We start from the raw sequence: 18,692 nt of genomic DNA, 5'->3' as shown, positions 1-18,692 counted from the left end.
TCTCTCTCCGTTGCTTGGGGCCTGCGGAGAGAAACGCGCGAGGGCCGCGAGGTATGCCGCCGGCCTCAGATCTCCACCCAGCGGCGGAGGAGGTTGTGATAGCCGGAGGTCATGGCCAGCACCCCGGGGTGGTCGTCCGGCAGGTCCTGGCGCAGGGCAATGATCCCCATGTCCATCTCGTAGAGGAAGGCGCGCTGGGCGTCGTCCTTCACCATGGACTGGGTCCAGAAGAAGGAGCCCCAGCGGCTGCCCCGGGTCACGGGATTCACATGGTGGAGCGAGGTGGAGGGATAAACCACCATGTCCCCGGCCGGGAGCTTCACCTCCTGCGTGCCATAGGTGTCCTGCACCACCAGCTCGCCGCCCTCGTACTCCTCCGGGGCGGTGAGGAAGAGGGTGGAGGAGACGTCGGCGCGGATGCGCTGGCCAGTACCGGGCACGGCGCGGATGGCGTTGTCCACATGGGGCCGGAAGGTCATGCCCGGGTCGTAGCGGTTGAACATGGGCGGCAGCACCCGAAGCGGCAGGGCGGCGGTGGCGAAGAGGGGGCTGCGGCCAAGGGCGCGGAGAACGAGGTCGCCCAGCTCCCTCGCCACGAGGGAGTCAACGGGGACCTGCAGGTTGTGCTTCACCTTGGCGGACTGCTCGCCGGCGGTGGCGCGTCCGTCCTGCCAGGCGGCGGCCTCCAGGCGCTCGCGGCAGAGGGCGACCTCGGTGGGCGTCAGGACCTGGGGGATGCGGACGAGCATCGCGGGCGCTCCGAATGTTAAAAAAGCAAGCGGGCGGCAGGGTGGCATTGTGCCACCCCGGCCGCCCGCCGTCAGGCCCGGGAGGCGCCGGCGGGCGCCCCTGGTAGTCCTGCCGTCAGAAGTCGGCGGCGAGGGAGACGAGCACGGTGCGGCCGGCCGCGACCACGGCGCGGTTGCTGAACAGACCCTCGTAGTTGGTGCGGTCCGTCAGGTTGTAGCCGTTCACGCGCACGGTCAGGTTCTGGTTGACGCGGTGCTGGATCAGGGCGTCCAGGCTGAAGTTGTCCGGCACCTCGGCGGTGTTGGTCGTGTCGAGGAAGACCTGGCTGCGATAGACGATCCCCGCGCCGAGGGTGACGTTCCAGGGCGTGTCCCGGCCGATGTCATAGGTGGTCCAGACCGAGGCGGAGTGCTTCGGCACGTACTGCACGCGCCGTCCGACATTGGCGGCGGTGGCGGAGCGCGTCGTCTCGCTGTCCAGGTAGGTGTAGTTGGCGAGGATGTTCCACTCCGGCGTGATGCGGCCGGTGACGCCCAGCTCCACGCCGCGGATCCGCTGCTTGTCGTTGGTGGCCACGAAGGCGCCCACGTCCGTATCTGAGGGGACCAGGGCGTTGCTGCGCTCGGCGTGGAAGAGCGCGGCGGTCAGGCCCAGGCGCTGGTCGAGCAGGCTGATCTTCGCGCCGATCTCGTGGTTGGTGTTCCGCGTCGGCTCGAAGTTGCTGTTGAAGTTGGTGGCGTCGGCGGGGAAGGTCGTGAAGAAGGTGCCCGGCGGCGTCGTGGAGGTGGAGAAGGAGTAGTAGTAGGTCTGGCTCGGCGTCGGCTCCCAGATCAAACCGGCGCGCGGGTCGAAGAAGCTGTCGTGGACGCTGACGTTCTGGCTCGCCGCAAGGCCCGGCGTGCCGGCCTTGTAGTCGAAGTCGTAGTTCGTCCAGCGGAAGCCGCCATAGACCGAGAGCGTGGGCAGCACGTAGAGGCGCTCATTCAGGAACAGGCCGAGATTGGTGGATTCGGTGTTCCGGACGTTGTTGGCCGCGCCCGTGTTCAGCATCAGGTCGTTGTTCGTCCAGGGCGTGAGCAGGGACACGCCCGGGCGGGTGGGGGAATAGGGGTAGGCGGTGCGGTCCACCGTCTCGTGCGCGATGTCGACGCCGGCCGTCAGCTCGTGCCGGAAGGGACCGGTGGTGAAGCGGGCGAGGGCAGTGGTGAGGTTCTGGATGCCCTCGTTCACCTGGTTATACGGCGCGTTGCTGCCGCCGCCGTAGGCTAGGGCAGGATTCAGGCCGCGGAAGAACTGGCCGGAGCAGGAATTGAAGTAGGAAACCGTCGCGGTCTGCGTGCCGCAGGTGGCCGCCGTCAGCGCGGTGTAGCGGTCCACATGCGTGTAGCGCGTGTCGTTGGTGACCGTCAGCCAGTTACTGAATCGATGGGACAGGCGGCCGGTGATGCGGTCCACGTCCACGTTGTCCATGTCATTGTCAATGCCGTAGAAATTGGCGCGGCGCACGCCGTACTCAGAGGCTGGGCGGCCAGTGGCGCCGATGCCCCTGTAGACGATCGGCATGCCGCCATCGATCGTGTGGCTGTCGTGGTAGTGCAGGTATTCCAGTGAGAAGGTGGTCGGCGTGCCGAGGCCGAAGGCGATGGAGGGAGCGACGCCCCAGCGGCGGGTATCGATGTCGTCGCGGCCCACCAGGCTGCTGGACTGGCCCATGACGTTGATGCGCGCCGCGATCGTCTCGCTGATGCGCTGGTTGATGTCCAGCGTGCCGCGGGCGAAGGGCCCCATGCCGCCGGTAACCACGCCGGAGTAGCGGTTCTCCAGCGTCGGCAGCTTGCTGTTCACGTTGATGCCGCCGCCGATCGAACTGGTGCCGAGAGCGAAGCCGGAGGCGCCCTTCAGCACCTGCACGTCCTCATAGGTGAAGGCGTCGCGCGAGTAGGAGCCGAAGTCGCGCAGGCCATCGACCAGCACGTCGTTCTGGGCGGAGAAGCCGCGGATGCGGAACTGGTCGCCGCTGACGCCGCCATTGCCCTCGCCGATGGTGGAGGTGATGCCGGGAACGTTCCGCAGCGCCTGCTCCAGCGTGGTGACGGTCTGCTGCTGCAGGATCTCCTGCGGCACGACGGTGATGGTCTGTGGCGTGTCCTGGATGGAGTTGGGCAGGCGCGGGTTGCCGGTGGGGGCGAGCAGCTGGTTGACCGGCCTGGCGCCGGAGACGGAGACCTCGGGGACCATCAGGGTGGCCGGGCCGTCGGTAGCGGGAGCCTGCGCGAAGGCCGTGTTCCCCGCCATGGCCGCGCCGAGGCTTAAGCCAGCGACCAGGGCGGTATTGGGAACGCCGCGGCCCCGGCTCGTAACGCTACTCATGCAGAACCCCCTCACGCTTTGATAATGAGAGTCGCTCCTAATTGCATTTGAAACGGGTGGTCAAGAACGCGTGACGAATTGGTCACATGGATGTCGTCCAGCGTGACGCAGGAGACACGCTGGCGAGGGCCGCTGTCCGGGACATCAGAGCTGACGCCCCGGGCGGTTCTGCGCGTCAGAACTCCGCGGCGACGGAGAAGAGGACGGTCCGGCCGGCCGCAACCACCACGCGATTGGCGAAAAGGCCCTCGTAGTTGGTCCGGTTCGTCAGGTTGTAGCCGTTTACCCGCAGGGTCAGATTCTGGTTGATGCGGTGCTGAACCAAGGCGTCCAGGCTGAAGTTGGAAGGCGCCTCCGCGGTATTGGCCTGGTTCAGGTAGACCTGCCCGCGCCAGGTGACGCCCAGGCCGACGGTCGCGTTGTAGGGCATCTCGCGGGCTATATCGTAGGTGGTCCAGAGCGAGGCCGCGTTCTCCGGCACGAACTGCACGCGCTTGCCGACATTGACGGCAGTGGTGGAGCTCGTCGTTTCGCTGTTCAGGTGGGTGTAGCTCGCCAGGATGTTCCATTCCGGCGTGATGCGGCCGGTCGCGCCGATCTCGATGCCCTGCACGCGCTGGCGGTCGCCGGTCTGGATGAAGGTGCCCGGGGAGGACGCGTCCTCGGCCAGAGCGTTGCTCTTCTCGGAGCGGAACAGGGCGCCGGTCAGGCCCAAGCGCTGCTCGAAGAGGCTGATCTTCGCGCCCACCTCGTAGTTGGTGTTCCGCTCAGGCTCGAAGGCCGTGCTGTTGGCCGTCGCCTGGGAGGGGATGGTGGTGAAGAAGGTGCCGGGCGGGGTGGAGGAGGTGGAGTAGGAGAAATAGTAGGTCTGGCTCGGCGTCGGTTCCCAGATCGCGCCGGTGCGCGGATCCCAGAAGTTCCGGCCGAGGCTGACATTCGTTGTCAGCGCCTGGCCTGGCGTGCCGGCCTTGTAATCCAGGTCGTAGTCGGTCCAGCGGAAGCCGCCGTAGATCGAAAGAGTGGGCAGCAGCCACAGGCGCTCGTTCAGGAAGAGGCCGAGGCTGGTGGCATCCGTTGAGCGCTGGTTGTTGGCGGCGCCGAGGGAGAGCAGCGTGTCCTGCGTGTAGGGATTGCGGAGCTGGAAGCTCGGCCGCGCCGGGAGGTAGGGGTAGCCGGTCCGGTCCACGTTCTCGTGGAAGATGTCCACGCCGCCGACCAGCTCATGCCGCAGCGGCCCCGTGTTGAAGCGCGCGACAGCTGTCGTCACGTTCTGGATGCCGAAGCTCTGCTGGCTGTAGGGGCCGGGGCCGCCGGGGTTCACCACCGGGTTGATGCCGCGCAGGAAAAGGTCGGAGCAGCTGCCGGCATAGGGATTGGCCGTGCTCGGGCCGTTGGTGCTCGAGCAGCTCAGCGGTGTCAGTGCCGTCACGCGGTCCACCCAGGTGGCGCGGAAGTCGTTGGTGACGGTGAGCCAGTTGGCGAAGCGGTGGGAGAGGCGGGCCGTGATCCGGTCCACGGTCACGTCGTCGATGTCATTCTTGACGCCGAAGAAGAGGGACCGGTCGAGGCCGAACTCCGGCGCAGGGCGGCCGACGCGGCCGAAGGGCGTGATGACCGGCGTGCCGCCATCGATGGTGTGGCGGTCGTGGTAGTGCAGGTACTCGACCGTGAGCGTGGTCGGCGTGCCGAGGCCGAAGGCGACGGAGGGGGCGACGCCCCAGCGGTCCGTGGTCTGGGACTGGCGGTCCACGAGGTTGCTGCTCTGGCCCATGACGTTCAGCCGGACCGCCATCGTCTCGTTGATGCGCTGGTTCAGGTCCAGCGTACCGCGGATATAGGGCCCCATACCGCCGGTGATGGTGCCGAGGTAACGGTTCTCGAGCGTCGGCGTCTTGCTGTTGATGTTGATCGCGCCGCCGACGGAGCTGCTTCCGAAGGCGAAGCCGGCAGCGCCCTTCAGCACCTGCACATCCTCGAAGGTGAAAGCATCGCGGGTGTAGGAGCCGTAGTCGCGCAGGCCGTCCACGTTGATGTCGTTCTGGGCCGCGAAGCCGCGGATGCGGAACTGGTCGCCCGAGACGCCGCCGCCACCCTCGCCGATGGTGGAGGTGATGCCGGGGACGTTGCGGAGCGCCTGCTCCAGTGTGGTGGCGTTCTGCTGCTGCAGGATCTCCTGCGGGACCACGTTGATGGTCTGCGGTGTGTCCTGGACGGTGGAGGGGAGGCGGCTGACCCCCGTGGGAACCTGGAGCTGGTTGGCGGGGGCCACGCCGGAAACGGCAACCTCCGGCACCGGGATGGTGGGGGTGGCGTTGGGCGCGATTTCCTGGGGAAGGGCAGGGCTACCCACCATCGCGGCGCCAAGGCTGAGGCTTGCGACCAGGGCAGTGTTGGGGGCCGTTCGGCCTCCCACGGGGACGCGGCGCATGAGGGCAACCTTGCGATGTTTGCTAATGAGAATCGCTCTTAATTAGGCCAGTAACATTCGGTCAAGATTGCGTGTGATTATCATCCTCAAGGAAACTCGGGAGATTCAGGCGTTTGGCTCACAATTTTTGGAACGTTTTCCTCCGTATTGCCGGATTGTAATCCGCCGGGCCGTGAAGGCTGGTGAGCTCGCTGAAACGCATCGTCACCTGCTGCCTTCATTCTGCCGCCGCCCGGCCTTTGTGCCGGGCCGATCCGGCCGCACTACCGGCCGGTCAACGACAAGGAGGTTGCGACAATGTCCTGGCTTTCCCGTTCCATCCTGCTGGCCGGCCTGGTAGCCGGTGGCGCGGCTCTCTCCCCGGCCCAGGCGGCACCGGCCTCGGCGGGGCTGATGCTGGCAGCGCCTGCCGTTTCCTCCGACCTGCTGCAGGATGTGCGCTATGTCACGCGCTGCCGCCCGGTGACGAGCGTTCGGCGGGACCGCTTCGGCCGGCCGGTGCGGGTGACCCGCGAGCGCTGCCAGCGCGTCTGGGTGGGCGGCCCGCCGCCCCGCGTCTATCGCTACTGATCGCGGCAGCCCGTTGACAGGGCTGTGACGCCGCCGCTACCCCGCCGCGCCACGGCGGGGTAGCGGCTCCCTGCCGGGAACAGCAGGAAACGGATCATCATGGCCCTCGCGCTCGTCTTCCCCGGCCAGGGTAGTCAGGCCGTCGGCATGGGCCGGGAACTGGCCGCGGCCTTTGCCCCCGCGCGGGAGGTATTCGAGGCGGTTGACGAGACGCTGCACCAGAATCTCACCCGCCTGATGTTCGAGGGGCCGGCCGAGGAGCTGACCCTGACGGCGAATGCCCAGCCGGCGCTGATGGCCGTCTCGCTCGCCGTGCTGCGGGTGCTGGAGGCCGAGGGCGGCTTCGACATTAAGGAGAAGGTGGCACTGGTGGCCGGGCACTCGCTCGGGGAATACAGCGCGCTCGCGGCCGTGCGGGCCTTCGACGTGCCGCAGGCGGCGCGGCTGCTGCGGCTGCGCGGGGACGCCATGCAGAAGGCGGTGCCGGCGGGCACGGGCGCCATGGCGGCGCTCCTGGGCGCCGAGATGGAGCAGGCGCGGGCCATCTGCGAGCGCGCGGCCGAGGATCCGGCGACGGGCGAGCGCCAGGTGGTTGAGGCTGCCAATGACAATGGCGGCGGGCAAGTGGTGATCTCCGGCCACAAGGCCGCGGTGGAGCGGGCGGTGGAGATCGCGAAGGCCGAGGGGGTGAAGCGCGCCATGCTGCTGCCCGTCTCCGCGCCCTTCCACTCCTCCCTGATGGCCCCGGCGGCCGATGCCATGGGCGAGGCGCTGGAGCGCGACCCGCCGAAGGCGCCGCTGGTGCCGGTGGTGGCCAACGTGACCGCTGCGAAGGCGACGGACCCCGACACGATCCGCGACCTTCTCGTCCGCCAGGTGACGGGCACGGTGCGCTGGCGCGAGTGCGTGGCCGCCATGACCGCCATGGGCTGCGACCGCTTCATCGAGGTGGGCGCGGGCAAGGTGCTGACGGGACTGATGAAGCGCAACGCGCCGGACGCCACCGCCATGGCCTGCGGCACTCCGGCCGAGATCGAGGCGGTGCTGAAGTCCCTGTGAACGATGGCATGAGCGACGGCACCCACCTGACCGTCGAGGACGCGGCGGACCCGGCGGCCCGCGCGGCCGTGCTGGACGGGCTGATCGCCTTCAACACGGCCCGGACCGGGCCGGGGACCTTCGATGCCCAGCCCCTGCTGGTGGTGCTGCGCGATGCCGGCGGCGCGCCGATCGGAGGGCTGGTGGGGCGCAACCGCGCGGGCTGGCTCTATGTCGAGCTGCTCCACATCCCCGAGTCTCAGCGCGGCCGCGGGCTGGGGCGCAGGATCTTGGAGCGGGCCGAGGCGGAGGCGCGGGCGCGCGGCCTCGCCGGGGTCTGGCTGGAGACCTACGCCTTCCAGGCGCCCGGCTTCTACGCCCGCATGGGCTACACGACCGTGGGCACCTTGCCCGGCTGCCCGCCGGGCCAGGCCTGCCACTTCCTTGCCAAGCGCCTGGACGGCGCGCCCCTGGAGGCCCCCTGATGTTCGACCTGACCGGCAAGTCCGCCCTCGTCACCGGCGCCACGGGGGGGATCGGCGCCGCCATCGCCCGCGCGCTGCACGCCCAGGGGGCGAAGGTGGCGCTCACCGGGCGGCGGGAGGCGGAGCTGGCCTCCCTGGCCTCCGAGCTGGGCGAGCGCGCCTTCGTGGCCCCGGCCGACCTTTCCGACCCCGCCGCCCCGGCGGCGCTGGTGGAGAAGGTGGAGACCGAGTTCGGGGCGCTGGACATCCTGGTGAACAATGCCGGGCTGACGCGGGATGGGCTGGCCCTGCGCATGGGCGACAAGGACTGGTCCGACGTGATCGAGGTGGACCTGACCGCCCCCTTCCGCCTGGCGCGTGCCTGCCTGCGGGGAATGATGAAGCGGCGCTCCGGCCGGATCGTCTCCATCGCCTCCATCGTCGGCGTCACCGGCAATCCCGGGCAGGCGAACTACGCCGCCGCCAAGGCCGGCCTGATCGGGATGAGCAAGGCCCTGGCCCAGGAGGTGGCGCCACGGGGCGTGACGGTGAACGTGGTGGCGCCGGGCTTCATCAAGACCGCCATGACGGACGCGCTGAACGACGCCCAGAAGGCCGCGCTGATGGGGCGGATCCCCATGGGCAAGATGGGCGCCTCCGAGGATATCGCGGCCGCCGTGGCCTATCTGGCCTCCGACGAGGCGGCCTGGGTGACGGGGGTGACCCTACACGTCAACGGCGGCATGGCGATGATCTGAGGTGGCAGGGGCGGGAAAAGGGTGCGGCGCGGGAACAACGCTTCTTGAACCGCGCCCTTCGCGTCCCTTCCTACGGCCTAGGCCGCGTGACAGAGGCGTGCTAAGGCGCGCCCCCAATGTGCCGGGGCGCCGTCCTGCGACGTGCGCCCGGTTGCATGAAGAAGTTTCCCGGCGGGCAGCCGCCATCAGGAGAGAGCAAGCGCGATGAGCGAAACCGCCGAGAAGGTGAAGAAGATCGTGGTCGAGCACCTCGGCGTCGAGGAGGCGAAGGTGACCCCGGAGGCTTCCTTCATCGACGACCTGGGCGCCGACAGCCTGGACACGGTCGAGCTGGTCATGGCCTTCGAGGAGGCCTTCGGCGTGGAGATCCCGGACGACGCGGCCGAGAAGATCACCACCGTCGGCGACGCCATCACCTATATCGACGCGCACAAGACGGCCTGAAGGCCCCATTCGACGATCGGCGGGCCGGCCCCCCGGGGATCCGGCCCGACCGCTTGCAGGATATGACGCGCGCGGCGGGGCCGGTTCCAACGGCCGCCGCCCTGCCCCGCGGAAGCGGCCGGGGCCCAGGCGCGGGTAGGGAGTAAGCGAGAGTGTTCGGTCAGCTCACGGCCCCGCGCCGCGTCGTCGTTACAGGCATGGGCATTGCCAGCCCGCTGGGGCTGGGCGTGGAACATGTCTGGAAGCGGATGTTGGCCGGGGAATCCGGCATCTCCGCCATCCAGTCCTTCGACGTGGCCAACATCCCGGCCAAGATCGCCGGCACCGTGCCGGTCGGCACGAAGGCCGATGGCGCGCTGGACCTTGCCGAGTGGATCCCGGTCAAGGACCAGAAGAAGATGGACCGCTTCATCCAGCTCGCGCTGGTGGCGGCCACCGAGGCGGTCGAGGATTCCGGCTGGGTGCCGGAAACCGAGGAGGACCGCCACGCGACCGGCGTGATGATCGGCTCCGGCATCGGCGGGCTGCAGACGATCTACGAGGCCTCGCAGCTCATCGCCTCGGGCAAGCACCGGCGGCTCTCGCCCTTCTTCATCCCCTCGGCGCTGATCAACCTCGCCTCGGGGCATGTCTCCATCAAGTACGGCTTCAAGGGCCCGAACCACTCGGTGGTCACGGCCTGCGCGACCGGCGTGCACGCGCTGGGCGATGCCGCGCGGCTGATCGCGCTCGGCGATGCCGACGTGATGGTGGCCGGCGGCGCCGAGGCGGCGGTCTCCGAGCTCGGCATGGCGGGCTTCGCCGCCTCTCGCGCGCTCTCCACCGCCTTCAACGACACCCCAGCGGCGGCGTCCCGCCCCTGGGACAAGGACCGCGACGGCTTCGTCATGGGCGAGGGCGCGGGCGTGCTGGTGCTGGAGGAGTTCGAGCACGCCAAGGCGCGCGGCGCGAAGATCTATGGCGAGGTGATCGGCTACGGCATGTCCGGTGACGCCTATCACATCACCGCCCCGGCCGAGGGTCATGAGGGCGCGTTCCGGGCGATGAAGGCCTGCTTCCGCTCCGCGGGCCTCGGGCCGGAGGACGTGCAGTACATCAACGCCCATGGCACGAGCACGCCGCTGGGCGACGACCTGGAGCTGGAGGCGGTGGAGCGGCTGTTCGGCGATGCCGCCAAGGGCGTGGCCATGTCCTCCACCAAGTCGGCAATCGGGCACCTGCTGGGCGCGGCGGGCGCGGTGGAGGCGATCTTCTCCCTGCTCGCCATCCGCGACGACGTGGCGCCGCCGACGCTGAACCTGGAGGAGCCCTCCCACCCCTCGGCGATCGACCGGGTGGCGAAGGAGGCGCAGCCGCGCAAGATCGACGTGGCGCTGTCCAACTCCTTCGGCTTCGGGGGCACCAACGCCTCCATCCTGTTCAAGGCCGCTGCCTGAGCCCCTGCCACGGGCGCTTCTGAAGGGACCGCCCGCCGATGGGACGTGCGATCCGCGCGCTGCTGATCCTGGTGCTGCTTCTCGGCCTCGCCGGGGGCGGCGCCTTTCTCTATGCCCGGCACATCTATGAGCAGCCGGGGCCCCTGGCGGAGGGGAAGCCCTTCGTGGTGCCGCGCGGGGGCAGCGAGGCGATCGGGGCGGCGCTGCAGCAGGCCGGGATCGTGGCGGATGCGCGGGCCTTCTTCGCCGCTGCCTGGGTGACGCGCGGGGAAGGGCCGCTACGGGCCGGGGAATTCGCCTTCCCGGCCGGGGGTTCCCTGAAGGACGTGCTGGAGGTGCTGCGGACGGCGCGGCCGGTGCAGCGGCGCCTGACGGTGCCCGAGGGGCTGACGGCGCGGCAGATCGTGGCCGTCATCGACCGGGCCGAAGGGCTGACGGGCGAGACGCCGCCGATCGACGAGGGCGACCTGCTGCCCGAGACCTATACCTATCAATGGGGCGATACGCGCGCGGCGATTGTCCGCCGCGCGGAGGCCGCGATGGGCGAGGCGCTGCGCGAGGCCTGGGCCGCGCGGGCGCCGGACCTTCCGATCGCCTCCCCGCGCGAGGCGCTGGTGCTGGCGAGCATCGTGGAGCGGGAGACGGGGATCGCGGCGGAGCGGCCGCGCGTCGCCTCCGTCTTCATCAACCGGCTGAGGCGGGGGATGCCGCTGCAGTCTGATCCCACGGTGGCCTATGCCGCGGCCGAGGGGGCGGCGCTGGACCGGGCGCTGACGCGGGCGGACCTGGACCGGGACCACCCCTTCAACACCTATCGCAACCGGGGCCTGCCGCCCGGGCCCATCGCATCCCCGGGCAAGGAGGCGCTGCGGGCGGTGACGCGGCCGGAGGCGACGGAGTTCCTGTACTTCGTGGCGGACGGCACGGGCGGCCACGCCTTCGCCCGCACGCTGGAGGAGCACAACCGCAACGTGGCGCGCTGGCGCGAGGTGGAGCGCGGGCGGGCCGCGCCGGCCCCGGCACCGGCCGCTCCGGCAGCGGGGCGGTGAGGCCCGGCGGGGCTTCGACTTGAGCGGAGCGCCGCTCTCGGGTTGGCCACTCTGGTGGCGGCTGCTGCTGATCTCGGCGCTCTGGGCCACATCCTTTCCCGTGGTGCGGCTCATCACCCGCTCCATGCCGCCCTTCGCGCTCTCCTTCGGGCGGGGGGTGGCGGCGGTGCTGGTGATGCTGGGCTTTGCCCTGGCGACCGGTGCCTTCCGCGGGGTTCCGCGCGGCATCTGGCGGCACGGGATGCTGCTGGGCACGACCAATGGCTGGCTGCCGAACTGCCTCATTTCGGTGGCGCTGATCTCCATGGGGGCGGCGGCGGTGGCGCTCATCCAGTCCACCACGCCGCTCTTCGTCGCGCTGCTGGCCTTCGCCTTCCTGCCGGCGGAACGGCCGGGGGGTCGGACCCTGGCGGGGATGGCGGTCGGCTTTGCCGGCATCGCGGTCATCCTCGGTCCGCAGGCGCTGCTGGGCGGGCATGGGCTGCTGGCGGGTGGGCTGGTGCTGCTGGGGGCGCTCTCCTACGCCGCCGGCACGATCTATGTCCGGCTGCGGCAGCCGGGTTCGCCCGTGGCGCTCTCGGTCGGGCAACAGGCCGGCAGCGCGGTGGGGGCGGGGGTGATGACCCTGTTCTTTGAGCCGGCCGGCGCCTTCGACCAGCCGATGGAGGTCTGGGGCGCGGTGCTCTGGGTGGGGGTGGTGGGCTCCGCCCTGCCGCTGACGCTGTACCTCGCCCTGGCGCAGCGGGCGCGGGCGACGGATGCGGCCATGACAGGTTATCTGCAGCCCGGCTTCGCCGCCCTTTTCGCCGCGCCCTTGCTGGGGGAGTGGCCGGAGCCGCGGGTTTGGCTGGGCGGGGCGGTGGTGCTGCTCGGCGTCTGGCTGGCGACCGGCAGGAGGGAGCGGGGGCCGTAGCTCCCGCCCCATCCGGCATCCGGTGTTCAGGAGAGCGCGGGTTCCCTCAGATGGGCGCGGCTCTTCATCAGGGGCTGGATGTGCTGGCCGAAGCCTTCGATGCCCTCGATGAAGTCGTCGAAGGTGAGGAGGACGCCGGAGAGGCCGGGGACCTCCGCCATCTCGTCCAGCATGCGCGCGACGGAGGCGTGGGAGCCGACCAGCGTGCCCATGTTCAGGTTGATGGCGCCTTCGGGCAGGGCGTACTGCTTGGCGTTGGCATCCGCGCCCGACTTGGTGTCGGCGGCGGCCTGGCCGGCCATCCAGGCGATGGCCTCTCGGTCCGCGCCGGCCTGATAGTGGTTCCACCGGGCCCAGGCGGCCTCGTCCGTCTCGTCCGCGATGAGCATGATGAGGGCGAGGGAGCCGACCTTGCGGCCGGTGACGGCGGCGGCGGCCCCGGTGCGGGCGACCATCGGCGCCAGCGCCTTCGGCGTGTTGATCCCCTGGCCCAGGCAGAAGTTGTAGTCCGCGTACCTTGCCATGAAGTCCAGCCCGGCGGCGCTCTGCCCGGCGCAGACGATCTTGATGTCGCTGCTGGGCTTCGGCAGCAGGCGGCAGTCGTCCATCTGGAAGAACCGGCCTTTGAAGTCCGACTGCCCGGTGGACCAGAGCTCCCGGATGACGGTCGCGTACTCGGAGAGGTGATCGTAGCGGGAGGCGAAGTGCTCGTCGCCCGGCCAGAGGCCCATCTGCGAGTATTCCGGGCGCTGCCAGCCGGTGATGAGGTTCACCCCGAAGCGGCCGGGGGCGATGGAATCGATCGTCACGGCCATGCGGGCCATGATGGCCGGGGGCAGCACCAGGGATGCCGCCGTGGCGAAAAGCTTGATGCGGCTCGTGACGGCGGCGAGGCCGGCCATGAGGGTGAAGGATTCCAGGTTGTAGTCCCAGAACTCCGTTTTGCCCCCGAAGCCGCGCAGCTTGATCATGGAGAGAAGGAAGTCCAGCCCGTAGTGCTCGGCGCGCTGGGACACCTGCTTGTTCAGCTCGAAGCTCGGCCTGTACTGCGGCGCGTTGGCCGAGATGAGCCAGCCGTTGTTGCCGATCGGGATGAAGACGCCGACGTCCATGGTGGGTTGGCTCCCTGCTGAGAGCGGGAGCCGAGCAAATCCCGTTCCAGGCGGCGATGGCCGTCTGGAACCGGGGCGCCGGAAACGGGTTGTAACAAAAAGATGGGGCGCAACTGGCGAGCCAAACCTTTCAGAGTGCCGCCTGCCTCACCATACCTGGGCGCACATTACAGAAAGGACATGTCTGGCCGTGGAAGCCGAGGTTCTCGTCGCCCTGGTGGCGCTCATCGGGATGGAGGTGGTCCTTGGGATCGACAACCTCGTCTTTATTGCCATCCTGACCAACCGCTTGCCGGTGGAGCGGCGGCGCTCGGCGCGGCTGATCGGCCTGGGGCTGGCCGTGATCATGCGGCTGGGCATGCTGGCCGGCGTGGGCTGGCTGATGACTCTGACAACGCCGCTCTTCTCCGTGATCGGCAACGAGTTCTCCGGCAAGGACCTGATCCTGCTCGCGGGCGGCCTGTTCCTGATCGGCAAGGCCGTGATGGAGATCCACCACCGCGTCGATCCGCAGTCGCAGGCCGAGGCGAAGGTATCGGACAAGCTGACCGCGAGCTTCGGCGCCACCGTGTTCCAGATCATCCTGATCGACATGGTGTTCAGCGTGGACAGCATCCTGGCCGCCATCGGCATGACGCAGGTGATGTGGGTGATCGTGGTCGCGATCCTCGTCTCCGTCGCCGTCATGCTGCTCTCGATGGATGCCCTCTCCAACTTCATGGAGAAGAACCCGACGGTGGTGATGCTGGCGCTCGCCTTCCTCGTGATGATCGGCATGGTGCTGATCGGCGAGGGGCTGGGGTTCCACGTGCCGAAGGGCTTCGTCTACGTCGCCATGGCCTTCGCGGCGGGCGTGGAGGGGCTGAACATCTGGGCGCGGCGCTCCGCGGGGCACCGCACGGTCTCGCCGGGTTCCTCCAGCCTCGCGGCGCCGGGGGAGGTCTCGGTCAGCCAGGGGGCGGTGGCGGAAGAGGTTCTCGCGCATCGGCCTTCGCCGGGAGTCGGCTGAGCCAGGAGACGGGCAGCGCGCCGGCGAGGCGCGCCGCCGCATAGAGGGGCCAGGGGAAGACAACCCTGGCCCTTCCTTTTTGTACCCCCGCCAGGGTTCGGCGCGCAGCTTCCTCCGGCTCCATCAGGAAGGGCATGGGGAACCTGTTCGGCGCCGTCATCGGCGTGCGGATGAAGCCCGGGCAGACCGCGTGGAGACGGATGCCCTCGGCGCGGGCGGTGGCGTCGGTGGCTTCCGTCCAGCGCTGGAGGGCGGATTTGGAGGCGCAGTAGGCCGGGGCGCCGGGAGAGGCGGTGAAGGCCGCGATCGAGGCGATGGCGGCGACCCGGCCGCGGATGCCGTCCGGGCCCGGGGGCTGGGCGCGCATGATCTCCAGCGCGGGCATGATCGTGTTCAGGGCGCCGGTGAGGTTCACGGCAAAGATGCGGGCGACCTGATCGGCCGATTCCCGCGTGCCGCCGGTGCCGGCGGAGGTGCCGGCATTGGCGACGAGAAGGTCCAGGCCGCCGGTGCCACGGATCCAGACGGCGGCGGCCCCGGCATCGCGCACGTCGAAGGCGGTCTCGGTCACGGTGGCGCCGCGGGCGCGGCAGGCGGCGGCGGTGGCGCCGAGGCGGGCGGCGTCGCGGCCCGACAGGTGCAGGGTGCGGCCGGGGGCGGCAAGCTCCAGCGCCAGGGCGGCGCCGAGCCCGGAGGAGGCACCGGTGATCGCGGCGCGCGGCCAGGGCCAAGCGGTGCTGCTGCCTTGCATCATGCCCTCTCCCGCCGCAGAAGGCCGCGTATGGCCATCCGATCCATGACCGGCTTCGCGCGTGCCACCGGAACGCTTCCGGACGGCACCCCCTTCACCTGGGAACTTCGCAGCGTCAACGGGCGGGGGCTGGACGTGCGGCTGCGCCTGCCGGGCGGGCTGGACGCGCTGGAAGCGCCCTTGCGGGAGGCGGCGGCGGCGCGGTTCGCGCGGGGGAACGTCTCGGCCACGCTGACCCTGAAGCGGGAGGACCGGGCGCCGAGGCTGGTGCTGGACCCGGCGGCGCTGGAGAGGGCCCTGGCGCTGGTCTCGGACTTGGCGGCGCGGATGCCCGGGGCGGCGGCGCCGCGGCCGGAGGCGGTGCTGGCCCTGCCGGGCGTGCTGCGGACCGAGGTGGAGGTGCCGGACGAGACGGCGGAGGGGGCGCGGCGCGCCGCCGTGTCCGAGGGGTTCGGGGAGGCGCTGGCCGATCTTTTCGCGGCCCGGGCGGCAGAGGGGGCGCGGCTGCACACGATCCTGAGCACGCTTCTGGACGAGATCGAGTCCCTGCGGGTGCAGGCAGTGCAGGAGGCCGCGGCGCAGCCGGCGGCGCACAAGGTTCGGCTGGAGGCGGCGCTGCGCGACCTGCTGGAGGGCGAGCGGCGCGTGCCGGAGGAGCGCCTGGCGGCGGAAGTGGCGCTGCTGGCCGCGCGATCCGACGTGCGGGAGGAGCTGGACCGGCTGGGCGCCCATGTTGAGGCGGCGCGGGCGCTGCTGGCGGAAGGGGCGCCGGTGGGGCGCAAGCTGGAGTTCCTGACCCAGGAATTCGGGCGGGAGTCGAACACGCTGGGCGCGAAATCGGGCAGCCTGGCGCTGACCCGGCTCTCCCTGGAGTTGAAGGCGGCCGTGGAGCGGCTGCGCGAGCAGGCGGCGAACGTGGAATGACCCCCGTGAATCCAAACATGCGGCGGCGCGGGCTGTGCCTGGTTCTGGTGGCGCCTTCCGGCGCGGGGAAGACGAGCGTCTCGCGCGCCCTGCTGTCGCGGGAGGAGGAGCTGTCCCTCTCCATCTCCGCCACCACGCGGGCGGCGCGGCCGGGGGAGGTGCACGGGGTGCATTACTTCTTCCACGCGATGGAGGAGTTCGAGGCCATGGAGGCGGCCGGGCACTTCCTGGAGAGCGCGCATGTCTACGGGAAGCGCTACGGAACGCCGCGCGCCCCGGTGGAGGAGGCGCTGGCTGCCGGGCGGGACGTGCTGTTCGACGTGGACTGGCAGGGCCACCTGCTGCTGCAGAAGGCGATGCCGGGCGACGTGGTGGGGGTGTTCCTGATGCCGCCCTCCATCCCCGAGCTGGAGCGGCGGCTGCGGGCGCGCGGGACGGATAGCGAGGAGGAGATCATCCGCCGCATGGGCAAGGCGCGGGACGACGCCTCCCACTGGCGGGAGTTCGACCACGTGCTGGTCAATACCGACTTCGCGGAGACGGTGGACACGGTGCAGGCCATCCTGCGGGCGGCGCGCACGGCACGGAGCCGGAACCTGTGGCTGGGGGATTTCGTGGCGAGGATGGGCTAGTCCCGTGCTCGACGTCCTCGGCCTCGTCGCGCCGGTCTTCCTGCTGATCGCGCTGGGCTACGTGGCCAGCGTGCGGCGGATGCTCTCCGACGAGGCCATCAAGGGGATTAACGACTTCGCCTTCTGGCTCTGCGCGCCGGCGCTGCTCTTCGTCTCGGCGGCCTCGGGCGGGGGGCTGGCGGCACATGGCGGGCGGCTGGAGGTGGCCTTCTTCTCCTGCGTGCTGCTCGTCTATGCCGTGTGCCTCGTGCTGTGCCGGGTGGTGGCGCGGCGGGGGCTGGCGGAATCGGGGCTGTTCGCCCTGAACTGCGCCTTCGGGAACACGCTGATGATGGGCGTGCCGGTGGTGCTGGCGAGCTTCGGGCAGGCGGGCGTGGCGCCGGCCACCGCCGTCGTCGGGCTCTACTCCATGGTGATGCTGCCGCTGACGACGATCGTCGCCGAGGCGGGGCTGAACGCGGGGGCGAGCGTGATGCGCGTGCTGCGGACCACCGCGCGCTCCGTGGTGCGGAACCCCGTGGTGATGGCGGTGCTGCTGGGCAATCTCTGGGCGCTGCTGCTGCCGCCGCCGCCGGCACCGATGCGGAACTTCCTGCAGCTGCTGGGCGGGGGAATGAGCCCCATGCTGCTCTTCTGTCTCGGCGCCTCGCTGCGGGATTTCCAGATCCGGCGCGACTGGGTGGATGCGGTGGCGATCAACGTGGTGAAGCTGGCGGTGCTGCCCGCGGTGGTGTTCCTGGTCGGGCGCTGGGCCGGGCTGGGGGCGCTGGAGCTCTCCGTCGTCGTGGTGATTGCGGCGATGCCGACGGGGGCGAACGCCTTCCTCCTCTCCCGCCGCTACGCGGTGGGGATGGAGCGGGCGGGGGCGGCGGTGCTGCTGGGCACCGTGGCCTCCGTGGTGACGCTGACGATCGTGCTGGGCATCGTGCCCCGCTGAGGCGGCCGGCCGGGCGGGCCTGGCCGCCGCGGCGCTCAGTGCAGGCGCAGCTCGCCATCCGCGTAGGTGAACTCGGCGGGCTTCCAGAGGGCGGCGGAGGCGACGCGGACGGAGTGGAGCGCGCCCTCGATGTCCTTGCGCCAGAAATCCAGGAAGCCGTGCAGCTCCGGAAAGGTCGGGGCGCGGTCCACCTTCTGCCAGATGAAGCTCTGCAGGACGGCCGGGTGGTCGGGCAGGCGGTAGAGGATCTCGGCCGTGGTCAGATGCCATTCGGGGATGCGGACGACGCGCTCGATACCCCGCAGATGCATGTCCTTTCCTCCTGAAGCCGGGCGGCAGGGGCGCCGCCAGGGGCGAATGGTGCCATGAGGAAGCAATGTTCGGCCGCAAAAAATGTTTCATATCAATGCAATGGCACTCTTCGATCCCGAGTGCTGCCGAACCCTTGACGGGGCAGGGGGCGATCTCCTAGATCGCTGGCACTCGCCGGGGGTGAGTGCCAACAAGTTCCCGGCCGGGCTCAACCATGATCAAGGCTCAGGAGAGGATCGCATGGCGAACTTCCGTCCCCTGCATGACCGCGTTCTCGTCCGTCGCGTGACGGCCGAGGAGAAGAGCGCGGGCGGCATCATCATCCCCGACACCGCCAAGGAGAAGCCCCAGGAGGGTGAGGTCGTGTCCGTGGGTTCGGGCGCGCGCAACGAGCAGGGCCAGGTCGTGGCGCTGGACGTGAAGGCCGGTGACCGCATCCTGTTCGGCAAGTGGTCCGGCACCGAGGTGAAGCTGAATGGTGAGGAGCTCCTGATCATGAAGGAGTCCGACATCATGGGCATCGTGGAGAAGGCCGCCTGATCTCCCGCTAGGGACTGATCGGCGCATTTCCGACACAGAAAGGAAGAACAGAATGGCTGCGAAGGACGTCAAGTTCGGCGCCAATGCCCGCGAGCGCATGCTGCGCGGCGTGGACATCCTGGCCGACGCCGTGAAGGTGACGCTGGGCCCGAAGGGCCGCAACGTCGTGCTCGACAAGAGCTTCGGCGCGCCGCGGATCACCAAGGACGGCGTGACCGTCGCCAAGGAGATCGAGCTGGCCGACAAGTTCGAGAA

20 protein-coding genes are annotated in these 18,692 nt (G+C 69.9%); 14 read left to right on the top strand and 6 right to left on the bottom strand.

Annotated elements, in window-relative coordinates; all coding sequences use genetic code 11:
- Positions 1-65 precede the first annotated feature (65 nt).
- The 3 genes from NRP21_RS25280 to NRP21_RS25270 all read right to left on the bottom strand — a co-directional run bounded on the left by NRP21_RS25280 (position 66) and on the right by NRP21_RS25270 (position 5,548).
- Positions 66-749: a Fe2+-dependent dioxygenase gene (locus NRP21_RS25280; protein WP_257719016.1), complete on the bottom strand. Its 684-nt coding sequence runs from the start codon at positions 747-749 to the stop codon at positions 66-68.
- Positions 750-864: 115 nt separating this feature from the next.
- Positions 865-3,120 carry a TonB-dependent receptor gene (locus NRP21_RS25275; protein ID WP_257719015.1) on the bottom strand — a complete coding sequence of 752 codons (2,256 nt, stop codon included), beginning with the start codon at positions 3,118-3,120 and terminating at the stop codon, positions 865-867.
- A 175-nt stretch (positions 3,121-3,295) separates the two neighbouring features.
- On the bottom strand, positions 3,296-5,548 hold the full coding sequence (locus NRP21_RS25270) for a TonB-dependent receptor (RefSeq protein ID WP_257719014.1): 2,253 nt from the start codon (positions 5,546-5,548) through the stop codon (positions 3,296-3,298).
- 297 nt (positions 5,549-5,845) lie between these two features.
- On the opposite strand from NRP21_RS25270, the gene NRP21_RS25265 reads away from it, so the two are divergent.
- The 8 genes from NRP21_RS25265 (at position 5,846) to NRP21_RS25230 (ending at position 12,220) form a co-directional block, all read left to right on the top strand.
- Positions 5,846-6,118: a hypothetical protein gene (locus tag NRP21_RS25265; protein WP_257719013.1), complete on the top strand. Its 273-nt coding sequence runs from the start codon at positions 5,846-5,848 to the stop codon at positions 6,116-6,118.
- 99 nt (positions 6,119-6,217) lie between these two features.
- A complete protein-coding gene (fabD, locus tag NRP21_RS25260) occupies positions 6,218-7,177 on the top strand; it encodes an ACP S-malonyltransferase (protein ID WP_257719012.1) in 960 nt (319 codons plus the stop codon).
- 8 nt (positions 7,178-7,185) lie between these two features.
- A complete protein-coding gene (locus NRP21_RS25255; protein ID WP_257719011.1) occupies positions 7,186-7,641 on the top strand; it encodes a GNAT family N-acetyltransferase in 456 nt (151 codons plus the stop codon).
- A complete protein-coding gene (gene fabG / locus NRP21_RS25250) occupies positions 7,641-8,378 on the top strand; it encodes a 3-oxoacyl-[acyl-carrier-protein] reductase (protein WP_257719010.1) in 738 nt (245 codons plus the stop codon). The genes NRP21_RS25255 and fabG overlap by 1 nt, the downstream gene beginning before the upstream one ends.
- Before the next feature lie 204 nt (positions 8,379-8,582).
- Positions 8,583-8,822, top strand: coding sequence for an acyl carrier protein (locus NRP21_RS25245; RefSeq protein WP_043830727.1), 240 nt, complete (start codon positions 8,583-8,585; stop codon positions 8,820-8,822).
- A gap of 152 nt (positions 8,823-8,974) precedes the next feature.
- Positions 8,975-10,258 (top strand): beta-ketoacyl-ACP synthase II, encoded by a 1,284-nt coding sequence (gene fabF, locus NRP21_RS25240; RefSeq protein ID WP_257719009.1) that lies wholly within the window; start codon positions 8,975-8,977, stop codon positions 10,256-10,258.
- A gap of 38 nt (positions 10,259-10,296) precedes the next feature.
- Positions 10,297-11,307 carry an endolytic transglycosylase MltG gene (mltG, locus tag NRP21_RS25235; RefSeq protein WP_257719008.1) on the top strand — a complete coding sequence of 337 codons (1,011 nt, stop codon included), beginning with the start codon at positions 10,297-10,299 and terminating at the stop codon, positions 11,305-11,307.
- A 19-nt stretch (positions 11,308-11,326) separates the two neighbouring features.
- Complete coding sequence (locus tag NRP21_RS25230) at positions 11,327-12,220, top strand: DMT family transporter (RefSeq protein ID WP_257719007.1); 894 nt, start codon at positions 11,327-11,329, stop codon at positions 12,218-12,220.
- Positions 12,221-12,246: 26 nt separating this feature from the next.
- Here the strand turns inward: NRP21_RS25230 and rutA are convergent, their stop codons facing one another.
- On the bottom strand, positions 12,247-13,332 hold the full coding sequence (rutA, locus tag NRP21_RS25225) for a pyrimidine utilization protein A (RefSeq protein ID WP_257719006.1): 1,086 nt from the start codon (positions 13,330-13,332) through the stop codon (positions 12,247-12,249).
- 190 nt (positions 13,333-13,522) lie between these two features.
- Between rutA and NRP21_RS25220 the strand changes: the two genes are divergently transcribed.
- Positions 13,523-14,341, top strand: coding sequence for a TerC family protein (locus NRP21_RS25220; RefSeq protein WP_257719005.1), 819 nt, complete (start codon positions 13,523-13,525; stop codon positions 14,339-14,341).
- On the opposite strand, the gene NRP21_RS25215 is transcribed toward NRP21_RS25220, so the two are convergent.
- Positions 14,280-15,095 (bottom strand): SDR family NAD(P)-dependent oxidoreductase, encoded by an 816-nt coding sequence (locus tag NRP21_RS25215; protein WP_308219937.1) that lies wholly within the window; start codon positions 15,093-15,095, stop codon positions 14,280-14,282. The genes NRP21_RS25220 and NRP21_RS25215 overlap by 62 nt on opposite strands.
- Positions 15,096-15,122: 27 nt before the next feature.
- Between NRP21_RS25215 and NRP21_RS25210 the strand changes: the two genes are divergently transcribed.
- Genes NRP21_RS25210 through NRP21_RS25200 form a run of 3 tightly spaced genes read left to right on the top strand, consistent with a single transcriptional unit; the run spans position 15,123 to position 17,585 of the window.
- Positions 15,123-16,016: a YicC/YloC family endoribonuclease gene (locus NRP21_RS25210; protein WP_257719004.1), complete on the top strand. Its 894-nt coding sequence runs from the start codon at positions 15,123-15,125 to the stop codon at positions 16,014-16,016.
- Complete coding sequence (gene gmk / locus NRP21_RS25205; protein WP_257719003.1) at positions 16,013-16,648, top strand: guanylate kinase; 636 nt, start codon at positions 16,013-16,015, stop codon at positions 16,646-16,648. Before NRP21_RS25210 ends, gmk begins: the two co-directional genes overlap by 4 nt.
- Before the next feature lie 4 nt (positions 16,649-16,652).
- Positions 16,653-17,585: an AEC family transporter gene (locus tag NRP21_RS25200; RefSeq protein WP_257719002.1), complete on the top strand. Its 933-nt coding sequence runs from the start codon at positions 16,653-16,655 to the stop codon at positions 17,583-17,585.
- A 35-nt stretch (positions 17,586-17,620) separates the two neighbouring features.
- On the opposite strand, the gene NRP21_RS25195 is transcribed toward NRP21_RS25200, so the two are convergent.
- Positions 17,621-17,896 (bottom strand): usg protein, encoded by a 276-nt coding sequence (locus NRP21_RS25195; RefSeq protein WP_209370392.1) that lies wholly within the window; start codon positions 17,894-17,896, stop codon positions 17,621-17,623.
- 241 nt (positions 17,897-18,137) lie between these two features.
- On the opposite strand from NRP21_RS25195, the gene groES reads away from it, so the two are divergent.
- Positions 18,138-18,437: a co-chaperone GroES gene (groES, locus tag NRP21_RS25190; RefSeq protein ID WP_257719001.1), complete on the top strand. Its 300-nt coding sequence runs from the start codon at positions 18,138-18,140 to the stop codon at positions 18,435-18,437.
- A 52-nt stretch (positions 18,438-18,489) separates the two neighbouring features.
- Positions 18,490-18,692, top strand: a 203-nt coding sequence (locus tag NRP21_RS25185) for a TCP-1/cpn60 chaperonin family protein (RefSeq protein WP_308219936.1), incomplete at its 3' end; no start/stop codon positions are given.

It is taken from the genome of Roseomonas populi, from assembly GCF_024594815.1.
In the GTDB taxonomy this organism is placed as follows: Bacteria; Pseudomonadota; Alphaproteobacteria; order Acetobacterales; family Acetobacteraceae; genus Roseomonas; species Roseomonas populi.
The sequence above is the reverse complement of the archived record's forward strand: the minus strand, read 5'-3'. Positions and strand labels throughout refer to the sequence as shown.

Coding starts and splice junctions, on each gene's coding strand:
- NRP21_RS25280 (WP_257719016.1), bottom strand. CDS start 749: ATGCTCGTCCGCATCCCCCAGGTCCTGACGCCCACCGAGGTCGCCCTC.
- NRP21_RS25275 (WP_257719015.1), bottom strand. CDS start 3,120: ATGAGTAGCGTTACGAGCCGGGGCCGCGGCGTTCCCAATACCGCCCTG.
- NRP21_RS25270 (WP_257719014.1), bottom strand. CDS start 5,548: ATGCGCCGCGTCCCCGTGGGAGGCCGAACGGCCCCCAACACTGCCCTG.
- NRP21_RS25265 (WP_257719013.1), top strand. CDS start 5,846: ATGTCCTGGCTTTCCCGTTCCATCCTGCTGGCCGGCCTGGTAGCCGGT.
- fabD (WP_257719012.1), top strand. CDS start 6,218: ATGGCCCTCGCGCTCGTCTTCCCCGGCCAGGGTAGTCAGGCCGTCGGC.
- NRP21_RS25255 (WP_257719011.1), top strand. CDS start 7,186: ATGAGCGACGGCACCCACCTGACCGTCGAGGACGCGGCGGACCCGGCG.
- fabG (WP_257719010.1), top strand. CDS start 7,641: ATGTTCGACCTGACCGGCAAGTCCGCCCTCGTCACCGGCGCCACGGGG.
- NRP21_RS25245 (WP_043830727.1), top strand. CDS start 8,583: ATGAGCGAAACCGCCGAGAAGGTGAAGAAGATCGTGGTCGAGCACCTC.
- mltG (WP_257719008.1), top strand. CDS start 10,297: ATGGGACGTGCGATCCGCGCGCTGCTGATCCTGGTGCTGCTTCTCGGC.
- rutA (WP_257719006.1), bottom strand. CDS start 13,332: ATGGACGTCGGCGTCTTCATCCCGATCGGCAACAACGGCTGGCTCATC.
- NRP21_RS25215 (WP_308219937.1), bottom strand. CDS start 15,095: ATGATGCAAGGCAGCAGCACCGCTTGGCCCTGGCCGCGCGCCGCGATC.
- NRP21_RS25210 (WP_257719004.1), top strand. CDS start 15,123: ATGGCCATCCGATCCATGACCGGCTTCGCGCGTGCCACCGGAACGCTT.
- gmk (WP_257719003.1), top strand. CDS start 16,013: ATGACCCCCGTGAATCCAAACATGCGGCGGCGCGGGCTGTGCCTGGTT.
- NRP21_RS25195 (WP_209370392.1), bottom strand. CDS start 17,896: ATGCATCTGCGGGGTATCGAGCGCGTCGTCCGCATCCCCGAATGGCAT.
- groES (WP_257719001.1), top strand. CDS start 18,138: ATGGCGAACTTCCGTCCCCTGCATGACCGCGTTCTCGTCCGTCGCGTG.